Source organism: Timonella sp. A28 (assembly GCF_051200815.1).
GTDB lineage: Bacteria > Actinomycetota > Actinomycetes > Actinomycetales > Cellulomonadaceae > Timonella.
The window spans coordinates 486,100-509,554 of record NZ_CP195159.1; the positions used below are offsets into that span (position 1 = coordinate 486,100).

Genomic DNA, 23,455 nt, shown 5'->3' on the forward strand with positions numbered 1-23,455 from the left:
AGAAAATCATGTTTTCTCTCATCTGATGGCTCTTATCCTGTGCTGATGCTTTACTCGTCTAAAATAGATCTTTGGTCGACCGACCACTTCGGAGGAAAACCGGAAAGGCATGTATGTCAACGCCTGCATCTGAATCGAATGTTGCACCGTTCTCACCGCTTGACGAACACGCGATCGACGCTGCGCTGAACGCCGCACTTGTGGCAGTTGCAGGCGCGTCGGATCTCGATGAACTGAAAACTGTTCGTATCGCCCACACGGGAGACAAGAGTCCGCTAGCACTTGTCAACCGTGAAATTGGGAAACTTGAACCTAAAGACAAGGCCCGAGCCGGAAAATTGCTGGGGCCTACGCGAGGGCGCATCAATAAAGCCATCTCAGAACGTCAAACAGTTTTAGAGGAAGAACGCGATGCACGCGTTCTTGTTGAAGAAGCTGTTGACGTGACCCTGCCGGTCGCACGCAGGAACACGGGCGCACGCCATCCTTTGGAATCGTTACAAGATAAAGTCCAAGATTTCTTCGTCTCGATGGGGTGGGAAATCGCAGAAGGACCAGAAGTTGAAGCAGAATGGTTCAACTTTGATGCGCTTAACTTTGGCCCCGATCATCCTGCGCGCCAGATGCAAGACACTTTCTTTGTAGAAGGACCAGACGGCGAAAAAGATTCAGGCCTTGTCCTGCGCACACATACTTCACCAGTGCAGGCACGTACACTCCTAGAACGAGAGTTGCCGCTCTATATTGCTTGCCCAGGGAAAACATTCCGAACTGACGAACTTGACGCGACACACACCCCCGTATTCCACCAAGTCGAAGGACTTGCTGTTGATAAAGGGTTAACGATGGCGCATCTTCTAGGCACTCTTGATCACTTTGCGCGTGCAATGTTTGGTCCAGAAGCTAAAACCCGTATCCGCCCATCCTTCTTCCCATTTACTGAGCCAAGCGCTGAAATGGATTTGTGGTTCCCACACAAGAAAGGTGGCGCTGGCTGGATCGAATGGGGCGGCTGCGGAATGGTCAACCCAAATGTGCTTCGGGCAGCAGGAATTGACCCAGAAACCTATACCGGATTTGCGTTCGGTATGGGACTGGAACGCACCTTGATGCTTCGTCACGGAATTACAGACATGCGCGACATTATTGAAGGTGACGTGCGTTTTTCAACTCAGTTTGGGATGGACATCTGATGCCACTTATTTCACTTCCTTGGCTCGCTGAACACGTTGAAATCCCACATGATTTAACAGCTGAACAGCTTGCATCTGATCTTGTAAAAGTTGGGCTAGAAGAAGAAGAAATTCACTCTTCAGGCATTACCGGTCCGCTGGTTGTTGGTCGTGTACTCTCACTCGAAAAAGAACCACAAAAAAACGGTAAGACGATCAACTGGTGCCAAGTTGATGTCGGGCAATATAACGTGCTGGACAGCAACGGAAACCCCACTATCGCTCGTGGAATTATTTGTGGTGCGCACAACTTTGTAGAAAACGACCTTGTTGTTGTTGCATTGCCAGGTGCTGTGTTGCCTGGACCATTCGCGATCTCTTCGCGTAAAACGTACGGTCATATCTCTGACGGAATGATCTGTTCACAACGTGAACTTGGGTTAGGCGATGACCACGCTGGAATCATTGTTCTTACCGCTCTTGGTTTCACAGCTGACGAATTAACTGTTGGGCAAGACGCGCTCGCGTTGCTTGGCCTTGACGAAGAAACCTTAGAAATCAATGTGACTCCTGATCGTGGATACTGCTTCTCAATGCGAGGCGTGGCCCGAGAATATTCACACTCGACCGGTGCTGTCTTTGTTGACCCAGGCATTCGCGCAGACCTTCCTGCAGCTACCGAAAACGGATTCCCTGTAATCGTCGACGACGAGCAACCAATCCACGGATTGGTAGGATGCGACAGGTTTGTTACCCGGATTGTGCGTGGTGTGGCTGCAGCAGGTCCGTCACCTCGATGGATGCAGAAGCGTCTTGAACAAGCAGGAATGCGTCCAATTTCGCTGGCTGTAGATGTCACTAACTATGTCATGCTTGATTTAGGTCAGCCGTTGCATGCATATGATCTCGCAACAGTAACTGCTCCAATTGTTGTTCGTCGTGCACGTACGGGAGAAAAACTTACAACATTAGATGAGGCTGAGCGTACACTTCACTCTGAAGATCTACTCATTACAGATTCCCCAGATGGTGAACAAGGCAGTCGAGTAGTAGGCCTTGCCGGCGTTATGGGTGGGGCAAGCACTGAAGTTTCATCCACAACTACTGACGTACTCATCGAAGCTGCACATTTTGAACAGGTTTCGATCGCTCGCACGGCGCGACGCCATAAATTGTCTTCCGAAGCGGCAAAACGTTTCGAACGTGGCGTCGACTACACGCTCCCTGCTGTCGCAGCACAACGCGTTGTCGAACTGCTCGTTGAATATGGTGGTGGCACAGCTGATTCTGCTGTCTTCGACCTTAATGAGACGACTGCGCCGTCAGCGATCAAGTTCTCACTGCGTGACCCGCAACGCTTGTGCGGTGTCGACTACAGCGACGAACAAGTAATTGGTGCGTTACAAGCTGTTGGTTGTGTTGTTAAGCCAATTGAAAACAGTTCAATTGTTGACGTGACACCACCTTCATGGCGGCCAGATCTTACTGGTGCCGCTGAACTTGTAGAAGAAGTTGCTCGTCTTATCGGCTACGACAAAATCCCTTCGATTCTTCCTGTAGTTCCTGCAGGTCGGGGGCTAACTGCTGCACAGCATATTCGTCGTAGCGTGTCTCGTGGGCTCGCCGAAAACGGTTTTGTTGAAGTTTTGACTTACCCGTTTGTAAGTGCATCGCAATTTGACGATTTGCATATCCCGCAGGATGACGATCGTAGGCGCGCAACAAAGATTCAGAACCCTCTGCAAGGCGATAAAGCGTTATTGCGTACGCACGTGTTGGTGACTCTTCTTGAGGCTGCACGTCGGAATGTGGCGCGCGGTAACACCAACATTGCTTTGTTTGAGCAAGGACTTGTTGTGCGTCCGGCACTCAATGCGCCCGCCGCTCCGCAACTTCCACCAGCTGTTAAGCCAACTGAAGAGCAGTTGGCAGCATTGCATGCTGCTGTGCCTGCGCAACCGCGTCATATTGCGGGTGTGCTTTCCGGTCTTCGTGCTGAAGCTGGTTGGTGGGGCGCTGGTCGTGTCGCTGACTGGACTGATGCTGTGCATGCGGTTGAAGTAATTGCGCAACGTGCGGGAGTTGACGTAGCTCGCGTAAGCGATACAGAGTATGCGCCATACCACCCAGGGCGATGTGCACGTTTTACTACAGCAGATGGCACAGTAATTGGTCATGCTGGTGAGTTGCATCCAAAAGTTCTCGAAACGCTTGGTTTGCCTACGCGCACTGTGGCTTTTGAAGTGAATATGGATGTGTTGGTTGCTGCTCGCGGAACGGAACCGTATCAGGCAGTTCCGGTATCGACTTTTCCATTAGCTAAGGAAGATCTTGCTTTTGTAGTTGACGACGAGGTGACTGCTCATGCTGTGCGTGATGCGATTGTTGCTGGCGCAGGAGACGCTTTAGAAGATCTGGATGTTTTCGATGTCTTTGTTGGTGAGCAGATCGGTGAGGGTAAGAAATCTCTTGCGTTCTCATTGCGTTTGCGAGCTCAGGATCGAACCTTAAGCGCTGAAGACACGACTCGTATTCGTGAGTCAGTGGTTGCTGAGGTGGCGCGCCGCGTTGGTGGTTCGTTACGAAGTTAATGCTGTCACGTTAAGTTGTGCATATAGTGGCTGGGCCTTAGGGTCCGGCCACTATTTTTATTTAATTGCATCCATTTAGTACATTTATTCTTATTTTGTACGCTATGACGTAGAAGGGGATGAAGGCTGTATGGCGGCTGAGGTAAGAGTGAGAGGGGTGCTTGCTATGTGTTTAGCAAGCAGCCTGCTGGCTGCGTGCGGTGTTGTGAAGCAAGATGATGCGTCTGCCCCTAGTAAGACAGACCACGTTGACGGAACCGCGGCCGCGCCACAGCAAAAAAAGACGTTTGATCCGTCGTGGATTATGTTTAGCGAAAACGATCATTACCCAGATGCATTTGAAGAGGGAGTGCTCAAGAAAGTTAAATCTCCGAAGCCGCCAAAGCAAGCACGAGGCCATGTTTCATTGACATTTTCTTCTGATGGAACTATCTGGTACGAGAACGGCGAGCACCGTCCACACATTGATGAAGATGGAAATCGTGCAGAGTATGATGATTGGTTGCCTGAAAAGACTGTGGAGTTTGACCCAATCACAGGGGCTGTTCGTGATTGGGGGCTGGACTTGTACAAAGGAAAAGCTGACGCAGAATCTGGTAATGGAGGTTCTGGCTCAAAAGTGCGCAGCCAATCACATGTTGTATGGACGCCACGTAAACAAACGTTTGAGCTTGATACCGACGACTATGATGTGTGGGTTGCTGACCCTGACGGATTGAATGCGCGAAAGATTGGGACAAGCACCGTCGATGACCAGGGATTAAATCGCAATGTTTTTGGTGAGGGATCCGACCCCATAAATGTAGCGGATGACGTGTACTGGGTGGAATCTGAAACCTTAGAAAACCATGATGATGCGCTAGGAATGAGTATATTTTCTGCGCCAACAGATGCATCAACACCGATGAAAGAAGAAATCCTAGGTGGGTGGGCTATGGAATCGGATTTGTGCGCCACCGCAGATTCCCCAAGTTTTACGTATGTTGTTTCTGCACAATCGACAGGTGACGTTGATCAGCCTGCTCAAGTGCATCGGCGTACGTTTGACGCTCAGGGTGCAATGGTAAGCGATGACGTGCTTTGGACAGCAGTAGATGTCGAAGAAACTCCAGACTACGTAAGCGCTTGCGGTGATGTATTGGCAGTAGGGCGGTACGTTCAGGGGATAGATGCTGAAGACCCTATTACCTCACAGAACCGGTTGGATATAGTGCGTGATGGAAAAACAACCACCATTGCCTGGGAAGAATTCGATTACACATTGAACGCAGTGCGAGCAACGCCTTTCGGCGTGTTCTTTGTCGAAGATATGATGGGCGGTTTCTTCTACGACTTCAAAACATCACGTATATACAAAATTGGTGAGGCAGAACAGATGCTCAATCGCAAGCCTGGATATCGGGCAGAAGAAAATATTGCGATTTTGCTCTATGCCGCTAAAAAAGACGCAGATGGATACTATGAGGATTACGAACCTTTAGTCGTCATGCGACCCGATGCCAGCAAGTAAGTGGTTCCAATGCATGAGTTGGGTAAAGCCTAATGTTCATGAGCGTAAAGGCTAGGCTTGCTCAACAGGGCCGGTAATTGTGCACGAGTAAAACGGTGGCTTCCACGTGAGGGAAAACTCTACGTGAACGTCGGGCGTAATCTCGGCTTGGTACAGGCACGTGTCGCGTTCATTGTTGTAACCGATGTAGGCATAGTAGCCAACTAGGACAAAGGTCAAGATGACTGCTAACCCAGTGACTAATTTTGACAGGGATGATCGTGGTCCATTGTCAGTGTATGGGTTGTAGTTTTCGGGAGGTTGCGACATAACTCCACAGTATAGGGAGGGGTTAGGGTATAAGCAGAATTTTTCCTGATGTGGCACGTGATTCTAATGCTTGATGTGCTAAAGATGCCTGTTCAAGTGGGTATGTCGCACCAACAGTGATGGGAAGTTTCCCTTGAGCGTGCCACGCATATAGGTCGTTCATTCTTGATTCAAGTTCTTGGCGGGTAAGTAGAAAATGCGTCAGGCTTGGCCTAGTAATGGTTAGCGAGCCCCCTGAATTAAGCCTCTGTAAGTTGAAGGGATCGACCTGACCGGAAGAGCCACCAAAAAGAACAAGGGTGCCTCGTGTGCGCAACGACGCAAGCGAAGCTTCGAATGTGCTGTGTCCAACGCCGTCGTATACGACTGAGACTCCTTCGCCTCGGCCGTCGTCGTAAGAATGTCCGTGTATGGCTCGAATGTCTGCTGCGTGCTTGCGCACTGCGAGGGGTAGTTCAGTGGCGATGTCGTCGTATTGGTCATATCGAATGACGTGATCGGCCCCGGCTTGTTTGGATAATTCTGCCTTGTTGGCTGTTGAAACTGTTGATATGACATGTGCGCCAAGCAGTTGTGCAATGTGGGTGAGTAGTAGACCCACTCCACCAGCTCCTGCGTGAATAAGAGCGATATCGCCCGGCGTGAGCGGATAGCTGGAAGTTGCAAGGTAGTGTGCGGTGAGCCCTTGGAGGGGGAGGGCAGCAGCGGTCTGCGTGTCTACGGAATCAGGTATGCGCACTGCGTTGGCGGCGGGGACTGCAACATGAGTTGCATATGACCCTGGAGCTGCGGTCCATGTGACTCGATCGCCAACAGAAAAATGTGTAGCTTCGGAACCGACTTTTTGGACGACGCCAGCCCCTTCGGTGCCGATGACATGAGGGTATGTCGTCGTGTAGACGCCTGAGCGTAAATACGTATCAATGAAGTTAACCCCAGCGGCGCTTATTTTTACTACTAATTCGTGTGGCTTGGGCGACGGTACGGTGATTGCTTGTCGGCGCAGAATCGTGTGGTCTCCAGGGCGCGGCGCGATTATTGCGTAAGGGGTCTTTGAGGTCGTCATGCTTCTAGGGTATTAGTGTTGTGTGACCCACGAAACTTAAAAATAACGCATACTGCATATTTTCGTATCATCATGTGATCTTTTCAGTGTGTTTCCCCAGAAAATAATGAATTACTTTGCATTGCAATGTATGGTTATGCACATGGTTTATTCGGTGGCAGTTGCAGGAGCAAGCGGATACGCGGGCGGAGAAGTGTTGCGTCTACTGACGCAGCACCCAGAATTTACTATCGGAGCGGTAACCGCACACTCTCGTGCGGGAACACTGCTCGGAGAACATCACCCCCACTTGCGCGTGCTCGCGCAACGAGAACTCCTTGCAACAACACCAGAAACTCTTGCCGGACACGACATCGTTATCCTTGCTCTGCCGCACGGAGCAAGCGGAAACATCGCGGCTCAACTTCCACAATCGACACTTGTTGTCGATTTAGGAGCAGATCATCGGTTAGAAAACGCCGATGACTGGAAAAAATATTATGGAACAGAACATGCAGGTACATGGACGTACGGCATGCCAGAACTCCTGACCACATACAAAAACACGTCCGACAAGCAACGGGAAGCTCTCATAGGAGCAACGCGGATCGCTGTTCCCGGATGCAATGTCACAGCTGTAACCCTTGGACTGCAACCAGCTGTGAACGCTGGACTTATCGACACAGCTACCCTCAACGCGGTACTCGCAGTCGGATATTCTGGCGCTGGCAAAAGCCTGCAACCACATCTCCTCGCGTCCGAAGGACTTGGAACAGCGACCCCCTACGCAGTAGGTGGCACGCACCGGCACATTCCAGAAATCAAACAAAACCTTATCCGTGCAGGCGCCACAGAATGTGCACTGTCTTTTACCCCCGTACTAGTGCCCATGTCACGCGGAATTCTTGCGACAATGACCGCAGCACCACAAAACCTCGATTCTGAGTTCACACATCAAGAACTCAATGAACTGTGGTCAGCCGCATACGATAACGAACCATTCGTTGAAGTACTACCTCAAGGTACGTGGCCTACCACCAAAGCAACCCTTGGCGCGAACACCGCACACATACAAGTAACGTTCGACCAAACAGCCCAGAAAATTGTTGTCATTACTGCGTTGGACAACCTCGTCAAAGGCACCGCAGGAGCCGCAATACAATCAATCAATATTGCTTTAGGACTCCCTGAAACTCTCGGGCTAACAACACAAGGAATCGCACCATGAGCGTGACAACACCACACGGATTTACCGCTAGCGGAATCGCTGCCGGAATAAAAACCAGCGGAAACAAAGACGTTGCCCTCATCGTAAACCACGGCCCATTAGATGTGGCCGCGGCAGTGCTCACCTCGAATCGTGTGCACGCTGCACCCGTCGCGTGGACACGGCAAGCTGTTGCAGACGGACGAGCTCGCGCAATAATCCTCAACTCTGGCGGCGCTAACGCGTGTACTGGACCGCAAGGCTTTGCCGACACACACCACACTGCGGAATACGTGGCAGAAAAACTAGATATATCCTCGCAAGACGTCCTCGTCTGCTCCACAGGACTCATTGGCGTAAACCTGCCAATGGATAAACTCCTAACCGGCATTGACGATGCAGTAGCATACGCGAATGCTCAAGGCGGGCACGATGCAGCGCACGCCATCATGACAACCGATAGCGTTCCTAAAACCGCAGAATATCAAGGAAACGGCTGGTCAATAGGCGGTATCGCTAAAGGCGCTGGCATGCTCGCACCGGGACTAGCAACAATGCTGTGTGTTATCACCACAGACGCAGTTGTCACAGCTGAACAAGCAGACCAACAACTACGCACAGCCACACGCACAACATTCGATCGCATCGACTCCGACGGATGCATGTCGACAAACGACACCGTCGCTTTACTTGCCTCAGGTGCAAGTGGTGTCTCAGTGTCCGACGAAGACTTTGCTCACGGTCTAACCATCGTATGTGCAAGTTTGGCACGGCAACTTATCGCTGATGCTGAAGGCGCCACCCACGACATCGCAGTCAACGTGGTAAACGCGTCAACTGAAGAAGCTGCCGTTACAGTAGCTCGAGCAGTAACACGATCCAACCTGTTCAAAGCCGCAATATTTGGTAACGACCCAAACTGGGGAAGAATCCTCTCCGCAGTCGGCACCGTACCCGAAGAACAAGCACCGTACGATCCACATGCTTTAGATGTCACAATAAACGGCATCCAAGTGTGCACCCGTGGGGGAGTAGGAGAAGACAGAAACCTCGTTGACCTTGCCGCAAACCGTGAAGTCGACGTCACCATCGACCTACACGCGGGCCAAGCAAACGCTACCGTGTGGACCAACGACCTCACCCACGATTACGTACACGAGAACAGCGCCTACTCCTCATGACCACAACAACACACACTGAAGCGGCAGACCTTAACCCCAGCCAAAAAGCTGAAGTACTCCTTGAAGCATTACCGTGGTTGCAACAATTTAAAGGTGCGCTCGTCGTCGTCAAATATGGTGGCAACGCCATGATCGACGACACCCTCAAAGCAGCTTTTGCGCAAGACATGGTGTTCCTGCAACACGTTGGCTTGCGCCCCGTAATTGTGCACGGTGGTGGCCCACAAATATCAACTATGCTTTCCCGGCTTGGAATTGAATCAGAATTCAAAGGCGGCTTTCGAGTAACCACACCCGAAGCAATGGACGTGGTCCGAATGGTCCTGACCGGAAAAGTCTCACGCGAACTCGTCGGATTATTAAACGCCCACGGCCCACACGCAGTAGGCCTCTCCGGGGAAGACGCTGGACTCTTCCAAGCAAGCAGGCGTACCGCAACTGTAGACGGAGAATCCGTAGATGTAGGCCTTGTAGGAGACGTCGTGCGGGTTAACCCGCAAGCAGTAAGCGACCTACTCGACTCAGGGCGTATCCCAGTAGTCTCAACCGTCGCACCAGATATTGACGACCCAACAACAGTGTTGAACATTAACGCAGACACAGCTGCCGCCGCACTCGCTATTGCCCTCGGCGCACGAAAACTTATTGTGCTCACCGACGTAGAAGGCCTGTACACAAACTGGCCAGACACAACTTCACTCGTCAGCCACATTACAACCGTAGAACTCACCGAATTGCTGCCAACATTGGAATCAGGAATGGTACCAAAAATGGAAGCCTGCCTACGCGCAGTTGAAGGCGGAGTACGCGAAGCACACGTCATTGACGGCAGAATCGCACACTCAGTCCTCATGGAAGTATTCACGTCAAAAGGCATCGGAACCATGGTTGTCCCGGACGGAAAGGCACACCAGTGAACGCTAACGCTCTACACGCAACGGCACAGCCCAACGGCCACGATGTCGCACACTCTGAAGCGTGGACACAACGGTACACACACTCCGTCATGGACACATTTGGTGCACCCTCCCGCATCCTTGTACGAGGAGACGGCGTATACGTGTGGGACGCAGACGGAAAAAAATACCTCGACCTACTCGCCGGCATAGCAGTGAACGCACTAGGACACGCCCACCCCACGCTCACTGCCGCCATTAGCGCACAACTCGGGACACTCGGTCACGTATCAAACTTCTTTGGCACACCCACCCAGATAGCGCTCGCAGAAAAACTTTTGTCTCTAGCAAAAGCCCCACACGACTCACGAGTGTTCTTTACCAACTCTGGCGCTGAAGCAAACGAAGCACTCTTCAAAATAGCGAGAAAAACAGGGCGCAGCCGTATCCTCGCTTTAGAAGGTGCCTTCCACGGACGCACTATGGGGGCGCTCGCTCTTACATCAAAAGCCGCATACCGTGAACCTTTCGAACCTTTACCAGGCGGTGTTGAGTTCCTACCATTTGGTGACCTAAACGCACTAGAGCAAGCCTTCGCACACGACGGCAACGACATCGCAATGATGATCGTCGAACCATTACAAGGCGAAGCTGGGGTAGTGCCATTACCTCACGGGTATATGGCAAAAGCCAGAGAACTTACCTCACGCCACGGCGCTCTTCTCGCCTTAGACGAAGTCCAAACAGGAATCGGGCGTACCGGTGCGTGGTTTGCTCATCAACTCCCACACATCGGCGAAGGGAACACCCCAGATGTCATGTCCCTCGCAAAAGGGCTAGGCGGCGGATTTCCTATAGGTGCGGTTATCGCTTTTGGACCCACCGCAACACTATTAGGCCGCGGACAACACGGAACGACCTTCGGTGGAAACCCAGTAGCAGCAGCGGCAGGGCTTGCCACGCTCGGTGTTATCGACCGTGACAACCTTCTGCATCACGTTAGTGAACTAGGCGGTCACATTAAGTCCTCATTGCTGAACCTAAAGCACCCCCTAATCTCAACGGTGCGAGGAGAAGGACTGCTCATCGCAATAGAACTCTCAGAGGAATACGCCGCACTCCTACAGCAACGCGCACTGAACGCCGGATTTATCGTTAATGCAGTCAACCCTAAAACCCTACGCCTTGCCCCACCGCTCATATTGACACTCGAAGATATCCAACCATTCCTCGAATTCATGAGCGCCCTTCCACACGACCCAACAACACTCACTGCAGAAACACAGGAGTAACCCATGCCAAGACACTTCCTACGCGACGATGACCTATCGCCACAAGAACAAAACGCTGTACTCACACTTGGCATGGACTTCGTACAGAACCGCTACCACAAACGCCCCTTTGAAGGGCCACAAGCAGTAGCAATAATTTTCGATAAACCCTCAACCCGAACACGTGTATCATTCTCAGCTGGAGTCGCAGAACTAGGCGGTTACCCACTCGTTATTGACGCAGCAGGATCACAACTAGGCCGCGGCGAACCAATCGCAGACACCGCCCGTGTACTCACACGACAAACCTCCACAATCGTGTGGCGCACCTTCGGACAAGAAAACGTCATCGAAATGGCAGCACACTCAACAGTGCCTGTCATCAACTCCCTCACCGACGAATTCCACCCCTGCCAAATACTCGCCGACCTCTTAACCATCGCACAGCACAAAGGCGGAGTAGATAACCTCGCAGGACTCACCTTGAGCTATGTGGGTGACGGCGCAAACAACATGGCACACTCGTACCTCCTAGGCGGTGCAACTGCCGGCATGCACGTACGCATTGGAGCGCCAGAGGGATACCACCCCGACCCACAGATCGTGCACGACGCACACATCATCGCACAACAAACAGGAGGGTCAGTAACAATTACTACCGACCCTGACCATGCAGTAGAAAACGCGGACATCATCGCAACAGACACGTGGGTATCGATGGGCGATGAAGAATCCTCACAAGAACGCGCACTCCCATTCCTACCCTTTCAAGTCAACGCACAACTACTATCAGCTGCCGCACCAAACGCACTCGTCCTACACTGCCTCCCCGCATACCGAGGCAAAGAAATAACAGCCGACGTTATCGACGGACCACAATCAGTGGTCTGGGACGAAGCAGAAAACAGATTGCATGCCCAAAAAGCACTAATGACGTGGCTAGTGGAGAACTCATGAGCACACCAATACCCGGATCAGTACCGGCAACAAAAGCAGCCAGACACGCACGCATCGTGCAAATCCTCGGACAGCACACCATACATTCTCAAGCCGAACTCGCTAAAGCGCTCGCAGAAGATGGACTGCATGTTACCCAGGCAACTCTTTCGCGTGACCTTATTGAGTTGCGGGCAGAAAAAACTCGAGATGAGTCTGGCGGGTTGATTTATACCGTTGCACAAGAAGGTATAGATCAGGCACGCAACGCCCGAGAAAGCGAAGCCTCGCTTACTCGCCTTGCGAGGCTATGCGTGGAACTGCTTATCTCCGCAGAGAGCTCACATAACTTCGCTGTACTGCGCACACCGCCAGGAGCCGCACAGTACTTAGGTTCTGTGATCGATCAGGGAAGTGTGCAAGGCATCATGGGCACAATCGCTGGAGACGACACAGTTCTTGTCATCGCTCGTGAAGGAACGACCGGCAGAGAGCTTGCCGCCCGTTTCGTATCTTTGGCCTCAGACGGCTACCCCGAAGCATAATCACCCAAAACTAAAGAAGTGCGATCATTACGATCACTGAAGTTGAGAAAGTAGAATTCCCATGACCGAACGCGTAGTACTCGCTTATTCAGGCGGACTCGACACCTCTGTAGCAATCGGATGGATTGCAGAAGCTACCGGAGCAGAAGTCATTGCTGTAGCTGTTGACGTTGGCCAAGGCGGAGAAGACCTTGAAGTTATTCGTCAACGTGCACTCGACTGCGGTGCTGTTGAAGCGTACATTGCAGACGCGCGCGATGAGTTCGCGACTGAGTACTGCATGCCAGCATTACGCGCTAATGGGCTTTATCTTGATCGATACCCACTTGTTTCGGCGTTATCTCGTCCAACAATTGTGAAACACCTTGTGCGCGCTGCTCGCCAATTTGATGCCACTACTGTTGCGCATGGTTGCACGGGTAAAGGCAACGACCAGGTGCGTTTTGAAGTTGGAATCACCTCTTTGGCGCCAGACCTCAAATGCTTGGCACCCGTGCGTGACCTCGCTCTTACTCGTGAAAAGGCGATCACATATGCCGAAAACCATTCGCTTCCTATCGAAACGACAAAGCACAACCCATTCTCCATTGACCAAAATGTGTGGGGTCGCGCAGTCGAAACTGGTTTCTTAGAAAACATTTGGAATGGGCCAACAAAAGACGTGTACAGCTACACTGACGACCCAACCTTCCCACCAGTTGCAGACGAAGTGGTTATTACGTTTGAACGTGGTATCCCTGTAGCGTTAGATGGCGTCCCCGTTACTCCACTTGAAGCGATTCAAGAGATGAACCGTCGTGCGGGTGCACAGGGCATTGGTCGTATCGACATCGTGGAAGACCGCCTTGTTGGAATCAAGTCGCGAGAGGTTTATGAAGCTCCAGGTGCGATGGCACTTATCGCAGCACACCAAGAACTCGAAAACGTTACCCTCGAACGGGAACAGGCTCGGTTCAAACGTACGGTTGAGCAACGCTGGACGGAACTCGTGTATGACGGTATGTGGTTCTCGCCGCTAAAGCGGTCTCTCGAAGCCTTCATTGATGACACACAAAAGTATGTGTCTGGTGATATCCGCATGACATTGCATGGTGGTCGTGCGACTGTAACTGGGCGGCGCTCAGAGGTAGCTCTATACGACTTTAACCTCGCAACATACGATGAAGGTGACTCCTTCGACCAAAGCCAAGCACGTGGATTCATTGAAATCTATGGTCTTACTGCAAAATTAGCAGCGGCACGTGACATGAAATTTGGTAACGGCGTCGATCTTTCAGGCTTTACCCTCAACACGGAGAAGTGATCACATATGACTGACAGCGAAGCACAATCTTCGCAGCCAGAAAACCCGGCAGCGGCAGAGGTTGATTCTTCTGCCGCCGTTGGCGCTTCCAGCACACGAGTGTCCTTATGGGGCGGACGATTTGCGGGCGGCCCAGCTGATGCGCTTGCAGCTTTATCTAAGTCAACGCATTTTGATTGGCGTTTAGCTGGCCACGATATTGCTGGGTCGAAAGCGCATGCTCGTGTGTTGCATAAGGCTCGTTTGCTTTCAGACGATGAACTTGAAGGCATGCACCAAGCGTTAGATCAACTCCACGATGATGTGCAGTCGGGTGTTTTTGTTGCAGCTGATGACGACGAAGACGTGCACACCGCATTAGAACGTGGGCTTATTGAGCGTGCTGGCGTTGAACTAGGCGGAAAACTACGTGCTGGTCGATCGCGTAATGATCAGATTGCAACGCTTGTACGCATGTATTTGAGGGAACAAGCAAAAGAAGTTGGTTCGCTTGTTCTTGATGTGGTTGATGCGCTTATTTCTCAGGCGGAACGTCATCCTCATGCGCCGATGCCTGGTCGTACGCACTTGCAACATGCGCAACCTGTTTTGTTGGCTCATCATCTGCTAGCTCATGCATGGCCGTTGTTGCGTGATGTTGATCGGTTTATTGACTGGGATGTGCGGGCGGCAAAATCTCCGTATGGTTCTGGTGCTCTTGCAGGTTCTTCGCTTGGGTTGGACCCAGAGGCAGTAGCCGTTGATTTAGGGTTTGACTCGTCGGTGGAGAACTCTATTGATGGCACTGCCGCACGTGATGTTGTAGCTGAGTTCGCTTTTGTTGCTGCGATGCTTGCTATTGATCTGTCACGCTTCTCTGAAGAGATCATAATCTGGAACACAAAAGAATTTGGTTTTGTCACACTTGATGATGCCTTCTCAACTGGTTCGTCGATTATGCCGCAAAAAAAGAACCCAGATATCGCAGAACTTGCTCGCGGTAAGGCAGGTCGTATTCTTGGTGATTTGACTGGGCTTCTTGCCACGTTGAAGGGCTTGCCTTTGGCGTACAACCGTGATTTACAAGAAGACAAAGAGCCTGTTTTTGATCAAATTGACACCTTGCAGGTGTTGCTTCCAGCGTTTGCAGGAATGATCGAGACTCTTTCCTTCGATACAGATCGTATGGCGGATCTTGCACCGCAAGGCTTTTCGCTTGCTACTGATATTGCGGAGTGGCTGGTTCGTGGGGGAGTGCCGTTCCGTGTTGCACATGAAGTTGCTGGTTCGTGTGTGCGTGTGTGCGAAGAACGCGGTATTGAACTGTGGGACTTGTCAGACGCAGAGTTGGCACAGATTTCTGAACATTTAACACCGGATGTGCGGAGCGTGCTTTCTGTTGAAGGTTCTTTGCAGTCTCGCAATGCAGTGGGAGGAACTGCACCAGAGCGTGTTGCTGAACAGTTAGCGGAAGCGAAAGTTCAGGTTGCGGAATACCGGTATTGGGTAAACGGCTAGTGTTGGTTTAAAACAGTGAAGCGGCGGGCTGCATAACTTATGCAGTCCGCCGCTTTACTTATGTTTTCTTCTATTCAATAGTGGGATGAGTGTTTTACTCATCCCACTATTTTTGCAGGTAAAACATGTGTGAGCGCTTCGCTATCATAGATACATATCTTTGAATACCGAAAGAAGTCCCTATTGTTTCATTGTGCGAGATAAAGTGGTTCTTATTACGTTCTGTTTATGACAGCACAACGAACACGCACAGCGTGCCCGGGCACACAACGCCCGCGAATCACAGTTCGACAATTCATTGCTGCAACCACAAGTGTGAGCCTCGTAGCAGGCGTCGCAGCAACAGGTCTGGTTATTTCTGCGACAGCGTCGTCAGCAGAACCAACAGAGCCGCTTTACACGTATGCAGAAGAAACTGAGACTGATGCACGTGATCTTTTAAGTCCAGCGAAAGTTGCGAAAGAAAGCCGAAAAGCGCAAAAAAACGTCGCTTCATCTACTCAACAAGATGACAGCCTTGAGCAGAAACTCGCGGCAGAAGATCCACTGGAATCAGTGACAACCATCATTCAATTTGATGAAGGTGTATCTGCCTCAGCACGTGACAAAACTGTTGAAAATTTGCTCGTTGATCTTAGGAAACAAGCACAAGAACGCGGTCTTTCACAGCAAGAAGTGCAGGCTATTGAAGTTGTTCAAGAATATGACACAACATTCAGTGGAGTCGCTATAACGATGCCACGATTTGGACAAACGGACGTTGACAAAATAAACAGCGTGAAAAATTCGTTTGTTGAACAGCGATATGAGATCCCACAGGATCAGCCAGTTTCGCCATTGAACACCGAGAGCTACACACTCAAAAATGAGTCCTCGTTGGCGATGACCGGCGCGCAACAATCAACAAAATTTGGCGACGACATGCTCATTTCCATTGTTGACACTGGTTTAGATGTGGAACACGAAGCGTTCGCAGATACCTTGGACGAAGACACCTTACGGTATTCCCAAGAAGAAATTGATGAACTAAGGCCTGAACTAGGCCAGGGCAAAGACGCTTCATTTATCAGCAATAAAGTACCTTTCGCTTACGACTACGCAGACGGCGACAACAACGTTGATTCAACGGCTGAAAGCGACATGTCGCACGGTACTCACGTTGCAGGAATAGCTGCAGCAAACGGCGGAGAAACTATCCGAGGCACAGCACCAAACGCCCAAATTATGGTGCAAAAAGTTTTCAGTGACACCAAAAGGTATGCGTCGGATTCCTGGATTTTGGCGGCTTTAGAAGATGCTGCTGTTCTTGAACCGGATGTCATCAACATGTCATTGGGCTCAAGCGCAGGCTTTGGTACTGCTGACTCGGCGGCAGTCTATGGAGACGTGTTTAGTCGGCTTCGTGACGAAGGAATTATCTTGTCAGTCTCGGCTGGTAACAACCGCCAGGCTGCAGTGAATAACGCTTCTGGTAAGAACCTACCTTTTGCTACGGACCCTGACTATGGAATATTGGGATCGCCTTCAGCTATATCGCCTAACTTGTCTGTTGCGTCGATTAATAATTCCCTTGCGCGCCCGTATCTGCGTGGAAGTGATGGATACAAGGCGTATTTCAGTCCGTTGGGGTCAGCTGATGGATCAATTCCTTCTTTTGCAGCTGTGCAAGAGGGGACTTATTCGTACGTGTCTGCAGGGTTAGGAAGCGCTGCTGATATTGCTGAGGCCATGGCGCAGGTCGCTGAACCTGAGCGCGCTCAAACAATTGTGCTCATTCGCCGAGGCTCGTTTTCTTTCCAAGAAAAAGTTACGAACGCACAGGCTTTTGGGCCGGCAGCGATCATTATTATGGATAATGCTGATTCACCGGATTTCATTAACCCCGCGGTGAACTCTTCAGCACACCCAGTGGCCGTCGTTACTAAAGCTACGGGTGATGCCCTTGTTGCGGCATCACAAAAAAGTCTGTCGGTTTCTTCTGCTTTTATTGACGATCCAGATCAGAACTTTAGAGCGTCAACTTTTTCTTCCATGGGAGTGACTCCTGAACTACAGCTCAAACCGGATGTTGCTGCTCCTGGTGGAAACATATACTCGGCTGTTCCTGGTGGTTATGACTGGAAATCTGGAACATCAATGGCTGCCCCTCAGATCGCAGGAATTATTGCCATCGTTAAGGAGCATCTGCTGGACAACGAAGATGAGTATGGTGATCTTTCAGAAGAAGAAGCAAGCGATCTTGCTCAAATTCTTACGGTGAACACTGCTCTTCCTTTGAAAAATCCGCTTTCAGCTGGACACACGTATTACACTCCGCGTAAGCAGGGCGCTGGTTTGGCAAATGTTCCAGCAGCACAGCGCACACCTACGTACCTTACGGTGAAGAAAACCATCGACGCGACGAGACCAACAGCATCATTGGGTGAGTCTCGTCGAGGAACATATACGTTCTCTTTTACTGCCCACAATCTGTCTGAGAAAACGCACAAGTATTCTCTTGATGCGACGGCCCTGTCAGATACCATTCAGGACGGCTTGTTCAAAGAAGAGAGCACAGATTACACAAATAAGGGTCTTTCTGTCAGGTTTAGCGGAAAGCACGTTCGAGGTAAGTCACTGTATGTACCTGCAGGAAAATCAACTACTGTAAAAGTTCGCATTACAGCAGATAAGAGGTTCCGTGCTGCAGTAAAAGAAGCCTCGAACGGAACTTTTATTGATGGCTTTGTGCGATTAACGTCGTCGTCTAACCCTGCGTTAACGATTCCATTTGTTGGTTTTTATGGAGACTGGTCACAAGTGCCAGTATTTGATGCTCCAGCAGTTTCTGGAAACGCGCATATCTCTGGGTCGGTTCTGTACAACACGACCTTCAAATCAATTCTTGGTGTTAATCCACTTGACCCACAGGGCACACAGAATGCACTGACTAACCCAAGCGCAACAATCAAAACAGAACGGTACGTTTTATCACCTGTTATGTATGGCGGTAAACCAAATGAGGTGCAACCTTTAACTGGCCTGTTGCGTAACGTTTCTACCTTGACCTATGACCTGAAGGACACCAAGAACACGAAGGTATCTTCGCATTCGTATGACTATGTGCGTAAGAGTTTTTATTACGCATCTGAAGGGTTCGTTACAACAGCAGAATCCTTCCTTGACACACCACCTCGTTTTACGGCGTTCAACAGTTCGGGAAACCTGCTTTCAGCTGGAAAACATGTGCTGCAACAAACCGCTCGAACAGTAGGTCCACGACCACAGAATCAACGAGTTTCAACACCGTTAACTGTTGACCTTTCCGGACCACAGGTTGAAGGTGTTCAACTTGTGGGCGAAGGCGCAGATAAAAAAGTTCGTATTCAGGTTTCAGACGATACGTACTTGTCGGCGCTTACTTTCCATGCTGACAGCCAAAGCGGTTTCTTCGAAAAGGTTCTGACAACAGATACGGCGTATCAAGCTTCGCAAGGACGTCACCTCTACGAAGTCGTTGTTCCTGTTGCGCAACTGGAAAAAACATATGCAGGGGTGTTTGGGCAAGAAGCGAAACTTCCTGAGCAGATCACTGTGTATGCCTGGGATTACGGTCTGAGCCGTTCCGTGCCATTGCAGGTAGACACGGCACAAGTTATCGCGCCATAAGCCGAGAAGAAGAGAGTGCGGGGTGGGTAGACGGTATAAACGTCTACCCACCCCGCACTTGTTTGACCATATACATAAACAGAACTACGGTGATGACTCATGTATGAAAAGCCTGCGCTGCGCCTATTAATAGATTCGTTTAAAAAACATAGTCGTCTAGTTCAGCAACCACACGTCATCTGTATTGATGGTCCTGCTGGTTCCGGAAAAACAACATTAGCTGCGCAGCTCGCCCATGAATTAAATGCCCAAACTATTCATATGGATGATTTATATGACGGCTGGGAAGGTATCCATAACGGAGTAGAAAATCTTGTTTCTTTAATCCTGGAACCTTTAGCGCAGGGCAAAGCAGGTGCATATCGCCGGTTTGATTGGCTAGCGAATGCCTATGCTGAAACGCATGCTGTTCCATTAAATTCGTGTCTTGTCGTCGAAGGATGCGCGAGTGCAACTCGATGGGTTGATCAATTCAATCCTTTTATTGTGTGGGTTGAAACAGATGCACATACGCGGTTAAAACGTGGTTTAGCACGCGATGGTCATGAGCTTAAAGAGCAATGGTTGAGATTTATGGAGCAAGAAATGACGATTTATGAAGAGGAGCGTACTCGTCAGCGAGCCCATGTACTGCTTGACGGTTTTGGCAATATCGTTGAATCTCGCGTGTGACTATGTGAGATCACAGCTCACCAAGTTCTCGTTTTGTGGGTAGGCAGGGCACACTAGTAGTTGCGTGCTTTTCACCGAGCCGCCTCGTAATCCCACATGGGTGTCATATTTTCCAAGGAGATACGGTGAGTAACGTTCTTGATGAACTGCAATGGCGCGGTCTGGTTAGCCAGACGACTGACATTGAGGCGCTGCGAGATGCGCTCGAGAACGGCCCAATTACTTATTATTGCGGGTTTGATCCTACCGCCCCATCGTTGCACCACGGACACTTAGTGCAGCTTGTGTTGCTGCGTCATTTACAGCGTGCCGGGCACAACCCTATTGCTTTGGTGGGTGGCGCTACTGGACTTATCGGCGACCCACGCATGTCGGGCGAGCGTGTGTTGAACTCTAAAGAAATCGTTGCGACGTGGGTTGAACGCTTGCGTGAGCAGATTTCTCGCTTCTTATCTTTTGAAGGCGATAATGCGGCAACCATGGTGAACAACCTTGATTGGCATGCTGAACTGACTGCCCTTGATTTTCTGCGTGAAGTTGGAAAGCACTACCGCTTGGGCACGATGCTGGCAAAAGATACAGTTGCGCGCAGGCTTGCCTCCGACGAGGGTATTTCGTTCACTGAGTTCAGTTACCAAATTTTGCAGGGTATGGATTACCTCGAACTGAATCGACGCTATGAATGCACGTTGCAGACTGGTGGAAATGACCAGTGGGGTAATTTGCTGTCTGGTGTTGAACTGATTCGTAAGGCAGATAAGAAGTCAGTGCATGCGTTGACTACGCCTTTGATCACGAAGTCTGACGGCACCAAGTTTGGAAAGACTGAGGGTGGGGCTGTGTGGCTTGACCCTGAGATGATGTCTCCTTACGCCTTTTACCAGTTCTGGTTGAATGCGGCCGACGATGACGTCATCGGTTGGCTGAAGACTTTCACGTTCCGCACTCGTGAGCAGATTGAAGAGCTTGAGGTTTCTATGAAGGAGAAGCCTCAGTTGCGTGAAGCGCAGCGTGCTCTTGCGGGCGATGTCACTACACTCGTTCACGGTGCGCGTGCAACGGAACAAGCTATAGCTGCTTCTGCTGCTTTGTTCGGCAAGGGCGAGTTCAACGGTTTGGATGTGCAGACCCTTGACGGTATTACTGCTGAGTTGAAGAAAGCGACTGTCTCCGTTGGATCTTCAATCGTTGATGCTCTTGTTGAAGCGGGGCTCGAGAACGGAAAAGGCGCAGCCCGACGAGCTATCGCTTCTGGTGGCGTCTACATCAACAACGAAAAAGTTGTTGATGAAGACGCAGTGTTCACTCAGGAGCAGATTCTCGCTGACAAATGGGTGATGATCCGTCGTGGCAAGAAGAACTGGGCGGCAGGGCAAGTCGCTGCCGACTAACTAGTCTTGTTATGTGATTGAGGGTGAAGATGAATATATCTTCACCCTCAATTTTTGTTTTTCTGCTGGTTATTTTTGGGTGTGGTTACGGTCACGTGGTGTGGGTTTGATTTTGGTGGGTGTGGGTGGGTAATGTTTTCTTTTGTCAGCGCGACGGGTTGTAGCGGTTTTGCTTGCCGGTGTTGATGACAATTTTTCTTCTTGGATCTTGTGGTTTTGGTTTTTCAGGGTGGCTTTCGGGTTTGCTTTGAGGGGCTGGGTCTGGTAGGTTTGAGAGGTTGCCCCGGATGGGTTTGGCCGGTTTGTTTGGCTGGGTTTTGATGGTGTGTGGTTGTTGTTTGATATCTCAATAGTGTGTTTGATTGTTGATGCCATTAGGGCATTGTTGTGGTGTGTGTTTCCTGCTTTAGATGGGTGGGTTTCATGTGCTGTGGTGATGTTCGTTTTTATTTTTGGTATTCAAAAATATTTTTTTGTTGTTAAACATTTCTTTTATTGTTTAATGATTCTGGTTGTGAAGGAACATGCGTGCACGTTGTGTGGGTGTGTTTTTTGATGCTAGTTGTTTTTTTGGATGCTGGTTTCAAATTTTAGTGCTGATGCTGTCGTGCGTTTTCCCGTGCGTGGTGTTGGTGTCTATGGATTTTATTTTTTCATGGAGAGTTTGATCCTGGCTCAGGACGAACGCTGGCGGCGTGCTTAACACATGCAAGTCGAACGATGATGAAGAGTGCTTGCACTTTTTTGATTAGTGGCGAACGGGTGAGTAACACGTGAGTAACCTGCCCCTTACTTCGGGATAACCATTGGAAACGGTGGCTAATACTGGATACGACCCATAGAGGCATCTTTTGTGGGTGGAAAGATTTTTTCGGTGAGGGATGGGCTCGCGGCCTATCAGCTTGTTGGTGGGGTGATGGCCTACCAAGGCGACGACGGGTAGCCGGCCTGAGAGGGCGACCGGCCACACTGGGACTGAGACACGGCCCAGACTCCTACGGGAGGCAGCAGTGGGGAATATTGCACAATGGGCGAAAGCCTGATGCAGCGACGCCGCGTGGGGGATGAAGGCCTTCGGGTTGTAAACCCCTTTCAGTAGGGAAGAAGCGAAAGTGACGGTACCTGCAGAAGAAGCGCCGGCTAACTACGTGCCAGCAGCCGCGGTAATACGTAGGGCGCAAGCGTTGTCCGGAATTATTGGGCGTAAAGAGCTCGTAGGCGGTTTGTCGCGTCTGCCGTGAAAACCCAACGCTTAACGTTGGGCTTGCGGTGGGTACGGGCAGGCTAGAGTGCGGTAGGGGTGACTGGAATTCCTGGTGTAGCGGTGGAATGCGCAGATATCAGGAGGAACACCGATGGCGAAGGCAGGTCACTGGGCCGCAACTGACGCTGAGGAGCGAAAGCATGGGGAGCGAACAGGATTAGATACCCTGGTAGTCCATGCCGTAAACGTTGGGCACTAGGTGTGGGGCTCATTCCACGAGTTCCGCGCCGTAGCTAACGCATTAAGTGCCCCGCCTGGGGAGTACGGCCGCAAGGCTAAAACTCAAAGGAATTGACGGGGGCCCGCACAAGCGGCGGAGCATGCGGATTAATTCGATGCAACGCGAAGAACCTTACCAAGGCTTGACATACACCGGAAACGGCTAGAGATAGTCGCCTCTTCGGACTGGTGTACAGGTGGTGCATGGTTGTCGTCAGCTCGTGTCGTGAGATGTTGGGTTAAGTCCCGCAACGAGCGCAACCCTCGTTCTATGTTGCCAGCACGTTATGGTGGGGACTCATGGAAGACTGCCGGGGTCAACTCGGAGGAAGGTGGGGATGACGTCAAATCATCATGCCCCTTATGTCTTGGGCTTCACGCATGCTACAATGGCCGGTACAAAGGGCTGCGATCCCGTGAGGGGGAGCGAATCCCAAAAAGCCGGTCTCAGTTCGGATTGGGGTCTGCAACTCGACCCCATGAAGTCGGAGTCGCTAGTAATCGCAGATCAGCAACGCTGCGGTGAATACGTTCCCGGGCCTTGTACACACCGCCCGTCAAGTCACGAAAGTTGGTAACACCCGAAGCCGATGGCCTAACCCCTTGTGGGAGGGAGTCGTCGAAGGTGGGATTGGCGATTGGGACTAAGTCGTAACAAGGTAGCCGTACCGGAAGGTGCGGCTGGATCACCTCCTTTCTAAGGAGCATATGCAATGCGCTAGGCGAGTGTTCTAGTGGTTGTGCTCATGGGTGGAACATTGACAAGCATTCCTTGATCATGTGCGTGTGCACGTAGTA

General features: G+C 50.8%; 17 protein-coding genes and 1 rRNA gene. 15 read left to right on the forward strand and 3 right to left on the reverse strand.

Features of this window, described 5'->3' with window-relative positions:
- The first annotated feature begins 113 nt into the window (after positions 1 to 113).
- From pheS to ACR9EC_RS02350, 3 genes are all read left to right on the forward strand, one after another.
- Complete coding sequence (gene pheS / locus ACR9EC_RS02340) at positions 114 to 1,193, forward strand: phenylalanine--tRNA ligase subunit alpha (RefSeq protein ID WP_435299915.1); 1,080 nt, start codon at positions 114 to 116, stop codon at positions 1,191 to 1,193.
- Positions 1,193 to 3,763, forward strand: coding sequence for a phenylalanine--tRNA ligase subunit beta (pheT, locus tag ACR9EC_RS02345; protein ID WP_435299916.1), 2,571 nt, complete (start codon positions 1,193 to 1,195; stop codon positions 3,761 to 3,763). The genes pheS and pheT overlap by 1 nt, the downstream gene beginning before the upstream one ends.
- A gap of 166 nt (positions 3,764 to 3,929) precedes the next feature.
- Positions 3,930 to 5,273 (forward strand): hypothetical protein, encoded by a 1,344-nt coding sequence (locus ACR9EC_RS02350; protein ID WP_435299917.1) that lies wholly within the window; start codon positions 3,930 to 3,932, stop codon positions 5,271 to 5,273.
- A 51-nt stretch (positions 5,274 to 5,324) separates the two neighbouring features.
- On the opposite strand, the gene ACR9EC_RS02355 is transcribed toward ACR9EC_RS02350, so the two are convergent.
- Complete coding sequence (locus ACR9EC_RS02355) at positions 5,325 to 5,582, reverse strand: hypothetical protein (RefSeq protein ID WP_435299918.1); 258 nt, start codon at positions 5,580 to 5,582, stop codon at positions 5,325 to 5,327.
- A 22-nt stretch (positions 5,583 to 5,604) separates the two neighbouring features.
- Complete coding sequence (locus tag ACR9EC_RS02360) at positions 5,605 to 6,648, reverse strand: quinone oxidoreductase family protein (RefSeq protein WP_435299919.1); 1,044 nt, start codon at positions 6,646 to 6,648, stop codon at positions 5,605 to 5,607.
- A gap of 136 nt (positions 6,649 to 6,784) precedes the next feature.
- On the opposite strand from ACR9EC_RS02360, the gene argC reads away from it, so the two are divergent.
- The 11 genes from argC (at position 6,785) to tyrS (ending at position 21,174) form a co-directional block, all read left to right on the forward strand.
- On the forward strand, positions 6,785 to 7,855 hold the full coding sequence (gene argC / locus ACR9EC_RS02365; RefSeq protein WP_435299920.1) for an N-acetyl-gamma-glutamyl-phosphate reductase: 1,071 nt from the start codon (positions 6,785 to 6,787) through the stop codon (positions 7,853 to 7,855).
- Positions 7,852 to 9,015: a bifunctional glutamate N-acetyltransferase/amino-acid acetyltransferase ArgJ gene (gene argJ, locus ACR9EC_RS02370; RefSeq protein WP_435299921.1), complete on the forward strand. Its 1,164-nt coding sequence runs from the start codon at positions 7,852 to 7,854 to the stop codon at positions 9,013 to 9,015. Before argC ends, argJ begins: the two co-directional genes overlap by 4 nt.
- On the forward strand, positions 9,012 to 9,932 hold the full coding sequence (gene argB, locus ACR9EC_RS02375) for an acetylglutamate kinase (RefSeq protein ID WP_435300592.1): 921 nt from the start codon (positions 9,012 to 9,014) through the stop codon (positions 9,930 to 9,932). Before argJ ends, argB begins: the two co-directional genes overlap by 4 nt.
- Positions 9,929 to 11,203 carry an acetylornithine transaminase gene (locus ACR9EC_RS02380; protein WP_435299922.1) on the forward strand — a complete coding sequence of 425 codons (1,275 nt, stop codon included), beginning with the start codon at positions 9,929 to 9,931 and terminating at the stop codon, positions 11,201 to 11,203. The genes argB and ACR9EC_RS02380 overlap by 4 nt, the downstream gene beginning before the upstream one ends.
- 3 nt (positions 11,204 to 11,206) lie before the next feature.
- A complete protein-coding gene (argF, locus tag ACR9EC_RS02385; protein WP_435299923.1) occupies positions 11,207 to 12,139 on the forward strand; it encodes an ornithine carbamoyltransferase in 933 nt (310 codons plus the stop codon).
- Positions 12,136 to 12,663, forward strand: coding sequence for an arginine repressor (locus tag ACR9EC_RS02390; RefSeq protein WP_435299924.1), 528 nt, complete (start codon positions 12,136 to 12,138; stop codon positions 12,661 to 12,663). Before argF ends, ACR9EC_RS02390 begins: the two co-directional genes overlap by 4 nt.
- Positions 12,664 to 12,724: 61 nt before the next feature.
- Complete coding sequence (locus ACR9EC_RS02395) at positions 12,725 to 13,966, forward strand: argininosuccinate synthase (RefSeq protein ID WP_435299925.1); 1,242 nt, start codon at positions 12,725 to 12,727, stop codon at positions 13,964 to 13,966.
- 6 nt (positions 13,967 to 13,972) lie between these two features.
- Complete coding sequence (gene argH / locus ACR9EC_RS02400; RefSeq protein WP_435299926.1) at positions 13,973 to 15,463, forward strand: argininosuccinate lyase; 1,491 nt, start codon at positions 13,973 to 13,975, stop codon at positions 15,461 to 15,463.
- 228 nt (positions 15,464 to 15,691) lie between these two features.
- On the forward strand, positions 15,692 to 19,111 hold the full coding sequence (locus ACR9EC_RS02405; protein WP_435299927.1) for a S8 family serine peptidase: 3,420 nt from the start codon (positions 15,692 to 15,694) through the stop codon (positions 19,109 to 19,111).
- A gap of 99 nt (positions 19,112 to 19,210) precedes the next feature.
- Positions 19,211 to 19,783 (forward strand): uridine kinase family protein, encoded by a 573-nt coding sequence (locus ACR9EC_RS02410; protein WP_435299928.1) that lies wholly within the window; start codon positions 19,211 to 19,213, stop codon positions 19,781 to 19,783.
- 125 nt (positions 19,784 to 19,908) lie between these two features.
- Positions 19,909 to 21,174, forward strand: a complete 1,266-nt coding sequence (gene tyrS / locus ACR9EC_RS02415) for a tyrosine--tRNA ligase (RefSeq protein ID WP_435299929.1) — start codon at positions 19,909 to 19,911, stop codon at positions 21,172 to 21,174.
- A gap of 69 nt (positions 21,175 to 21,243) precedes the next feature.
- On the opposite strand, the gene ACR9EC_RS02420 is transcribed toward tyrS, so the two are convergent.
- The gene (locus ACR9EC_RS02420; RefSeq protein WP_435299930.1) at positions 21,244 to 21,549 is read right to left on the reverse strand and encodes a hypothetical protein; all 306 of its coding nucleotides are present in this window, start codon (positions 21,547 to 21,549) and stop codon (positions 21,244 to 21,246) included.
- Positions 21,550 to 21,826: 277 nt separating this feature from the next.
- Between ACR9EC_RS02420 and ACR9EC_RS02425 the strand changes: the two genes are divergently transcribed.
- Positions 21,827 to 23,354, forward strand: a 16S ribosomal RNA gene (locus ACR9EC_RS02425).
- Positions 23,355 to 23,455: the final 101 nt, after the last annotated feature.

What these genes read in the sequence shown, in the direction of transcription:
- pheS (WP_435299915.1), top strand. Translation starts at nt 114, where the DNA reads ATGTCAACGCCTGCATCTGAATCGAATGTTGCACCGTTCTCACCGCTT.
- pheT (WP_435299916.1), top strand. Translation starts at nt 1,193, where the DNA reads ATGCCACTTATTTCACTTCCTTGGCTCGCTGAACACGTTGAAATCCCA.
- ACR9EC_RS02350 (WP_435299917.1), top strand. Translation starts at nt 3,930, where the DNA reads ATGTGTTTAGCAAGCAGCCTGCTGGCTGCGTGCGGTGTTGTGAAGCAA.
- ACR9EC_RS02355 (WP_435299918.1), bottom strand. Translation starts at nt 5,582, where the DNA reads ATGTCGCAACCTCCCGAAAACTACAACCCATACACTGACAATGGACCA.
- ACR9EC_RS02360 (WP_435299919.1), bottom strand. Translation starts at nt 6,648, where the DNA reads ATGACGACCTCAAAGACCCCTTACGCAATAATCGCGCCGCGCCCTGGA.
- argC (WP_435299920.1), top strand. Translation starts at nt 6,785, where the DNA reads ATGCACATGGTTTATTCGGTGGCAGTTGCAGGAGCAAGCGGATACGCG.
- argJ (WP_435299921.1), top strand. Translation starts at nt 7,852, where the DNA reads ATGAGCGTGACAACACCACACGGATTTACCGCTAGCGGAATCGCTGCC.
- argB (WP_435300592.1), top strand. Translation starts at nt 9,012, where the DNA reads ATGACCACAACAACACACACTGAAGCGGCAGACCTTAACCCCAGCCAA.
- argF (WP_435299923.1), top strand. Translation starts at nt 11,207, where the DNA reads ATGCCAAGACACTTCCTACGCGACGATGACCTATCGCCACAAGAACAA.
- ACR9EC_RS02390 (WP_435299924.1), top strand. Translation starts at nt 12,136, where the DNA reads ATGAGCACACCAATACCCGGATCAGTACCGGCAACAAAAGCAGCCAGA.
- ACR9EC_RS02395 (WP_435299925.1), top strand. Translation starts at nt 12,725, where the DNA reads ATGACCGAACGCGTAGTACTCGCTTATTCAGGCGGACTCGACACCTCT.
- argH (WP_435299926.1), top strand. Translation starts at nt 13,973, where the DNA reads ATGACTGACAGCGAAGCACAATCTTCGCAGCCAGAAAACCCGGCAGCG.
- ACR9EC_RS02405 (WP_435299927.1), top strand. Translation starts at nt 15,692, where the DNA reads ATGACAGCACAACGAACACGCACAGCGTGCCCGGGCACACAACGCCCG.
- ACR9EC_RS02410 (WP_435299928.1), top strand. Translation starts at nt 19,211, where the DNA reads ATGTATGAAAAGCCTGCGCTGCGCCTATTAATAGATTCGTTTAAAAAA.
- ACR9EC_RS02420 (WP_435299930.1), bottom strand. Translation starts at nt 21,549, where the DNA reads ATGGCATCAACAATCAAACACACTATTGAGATATCAAACAACAACCAC.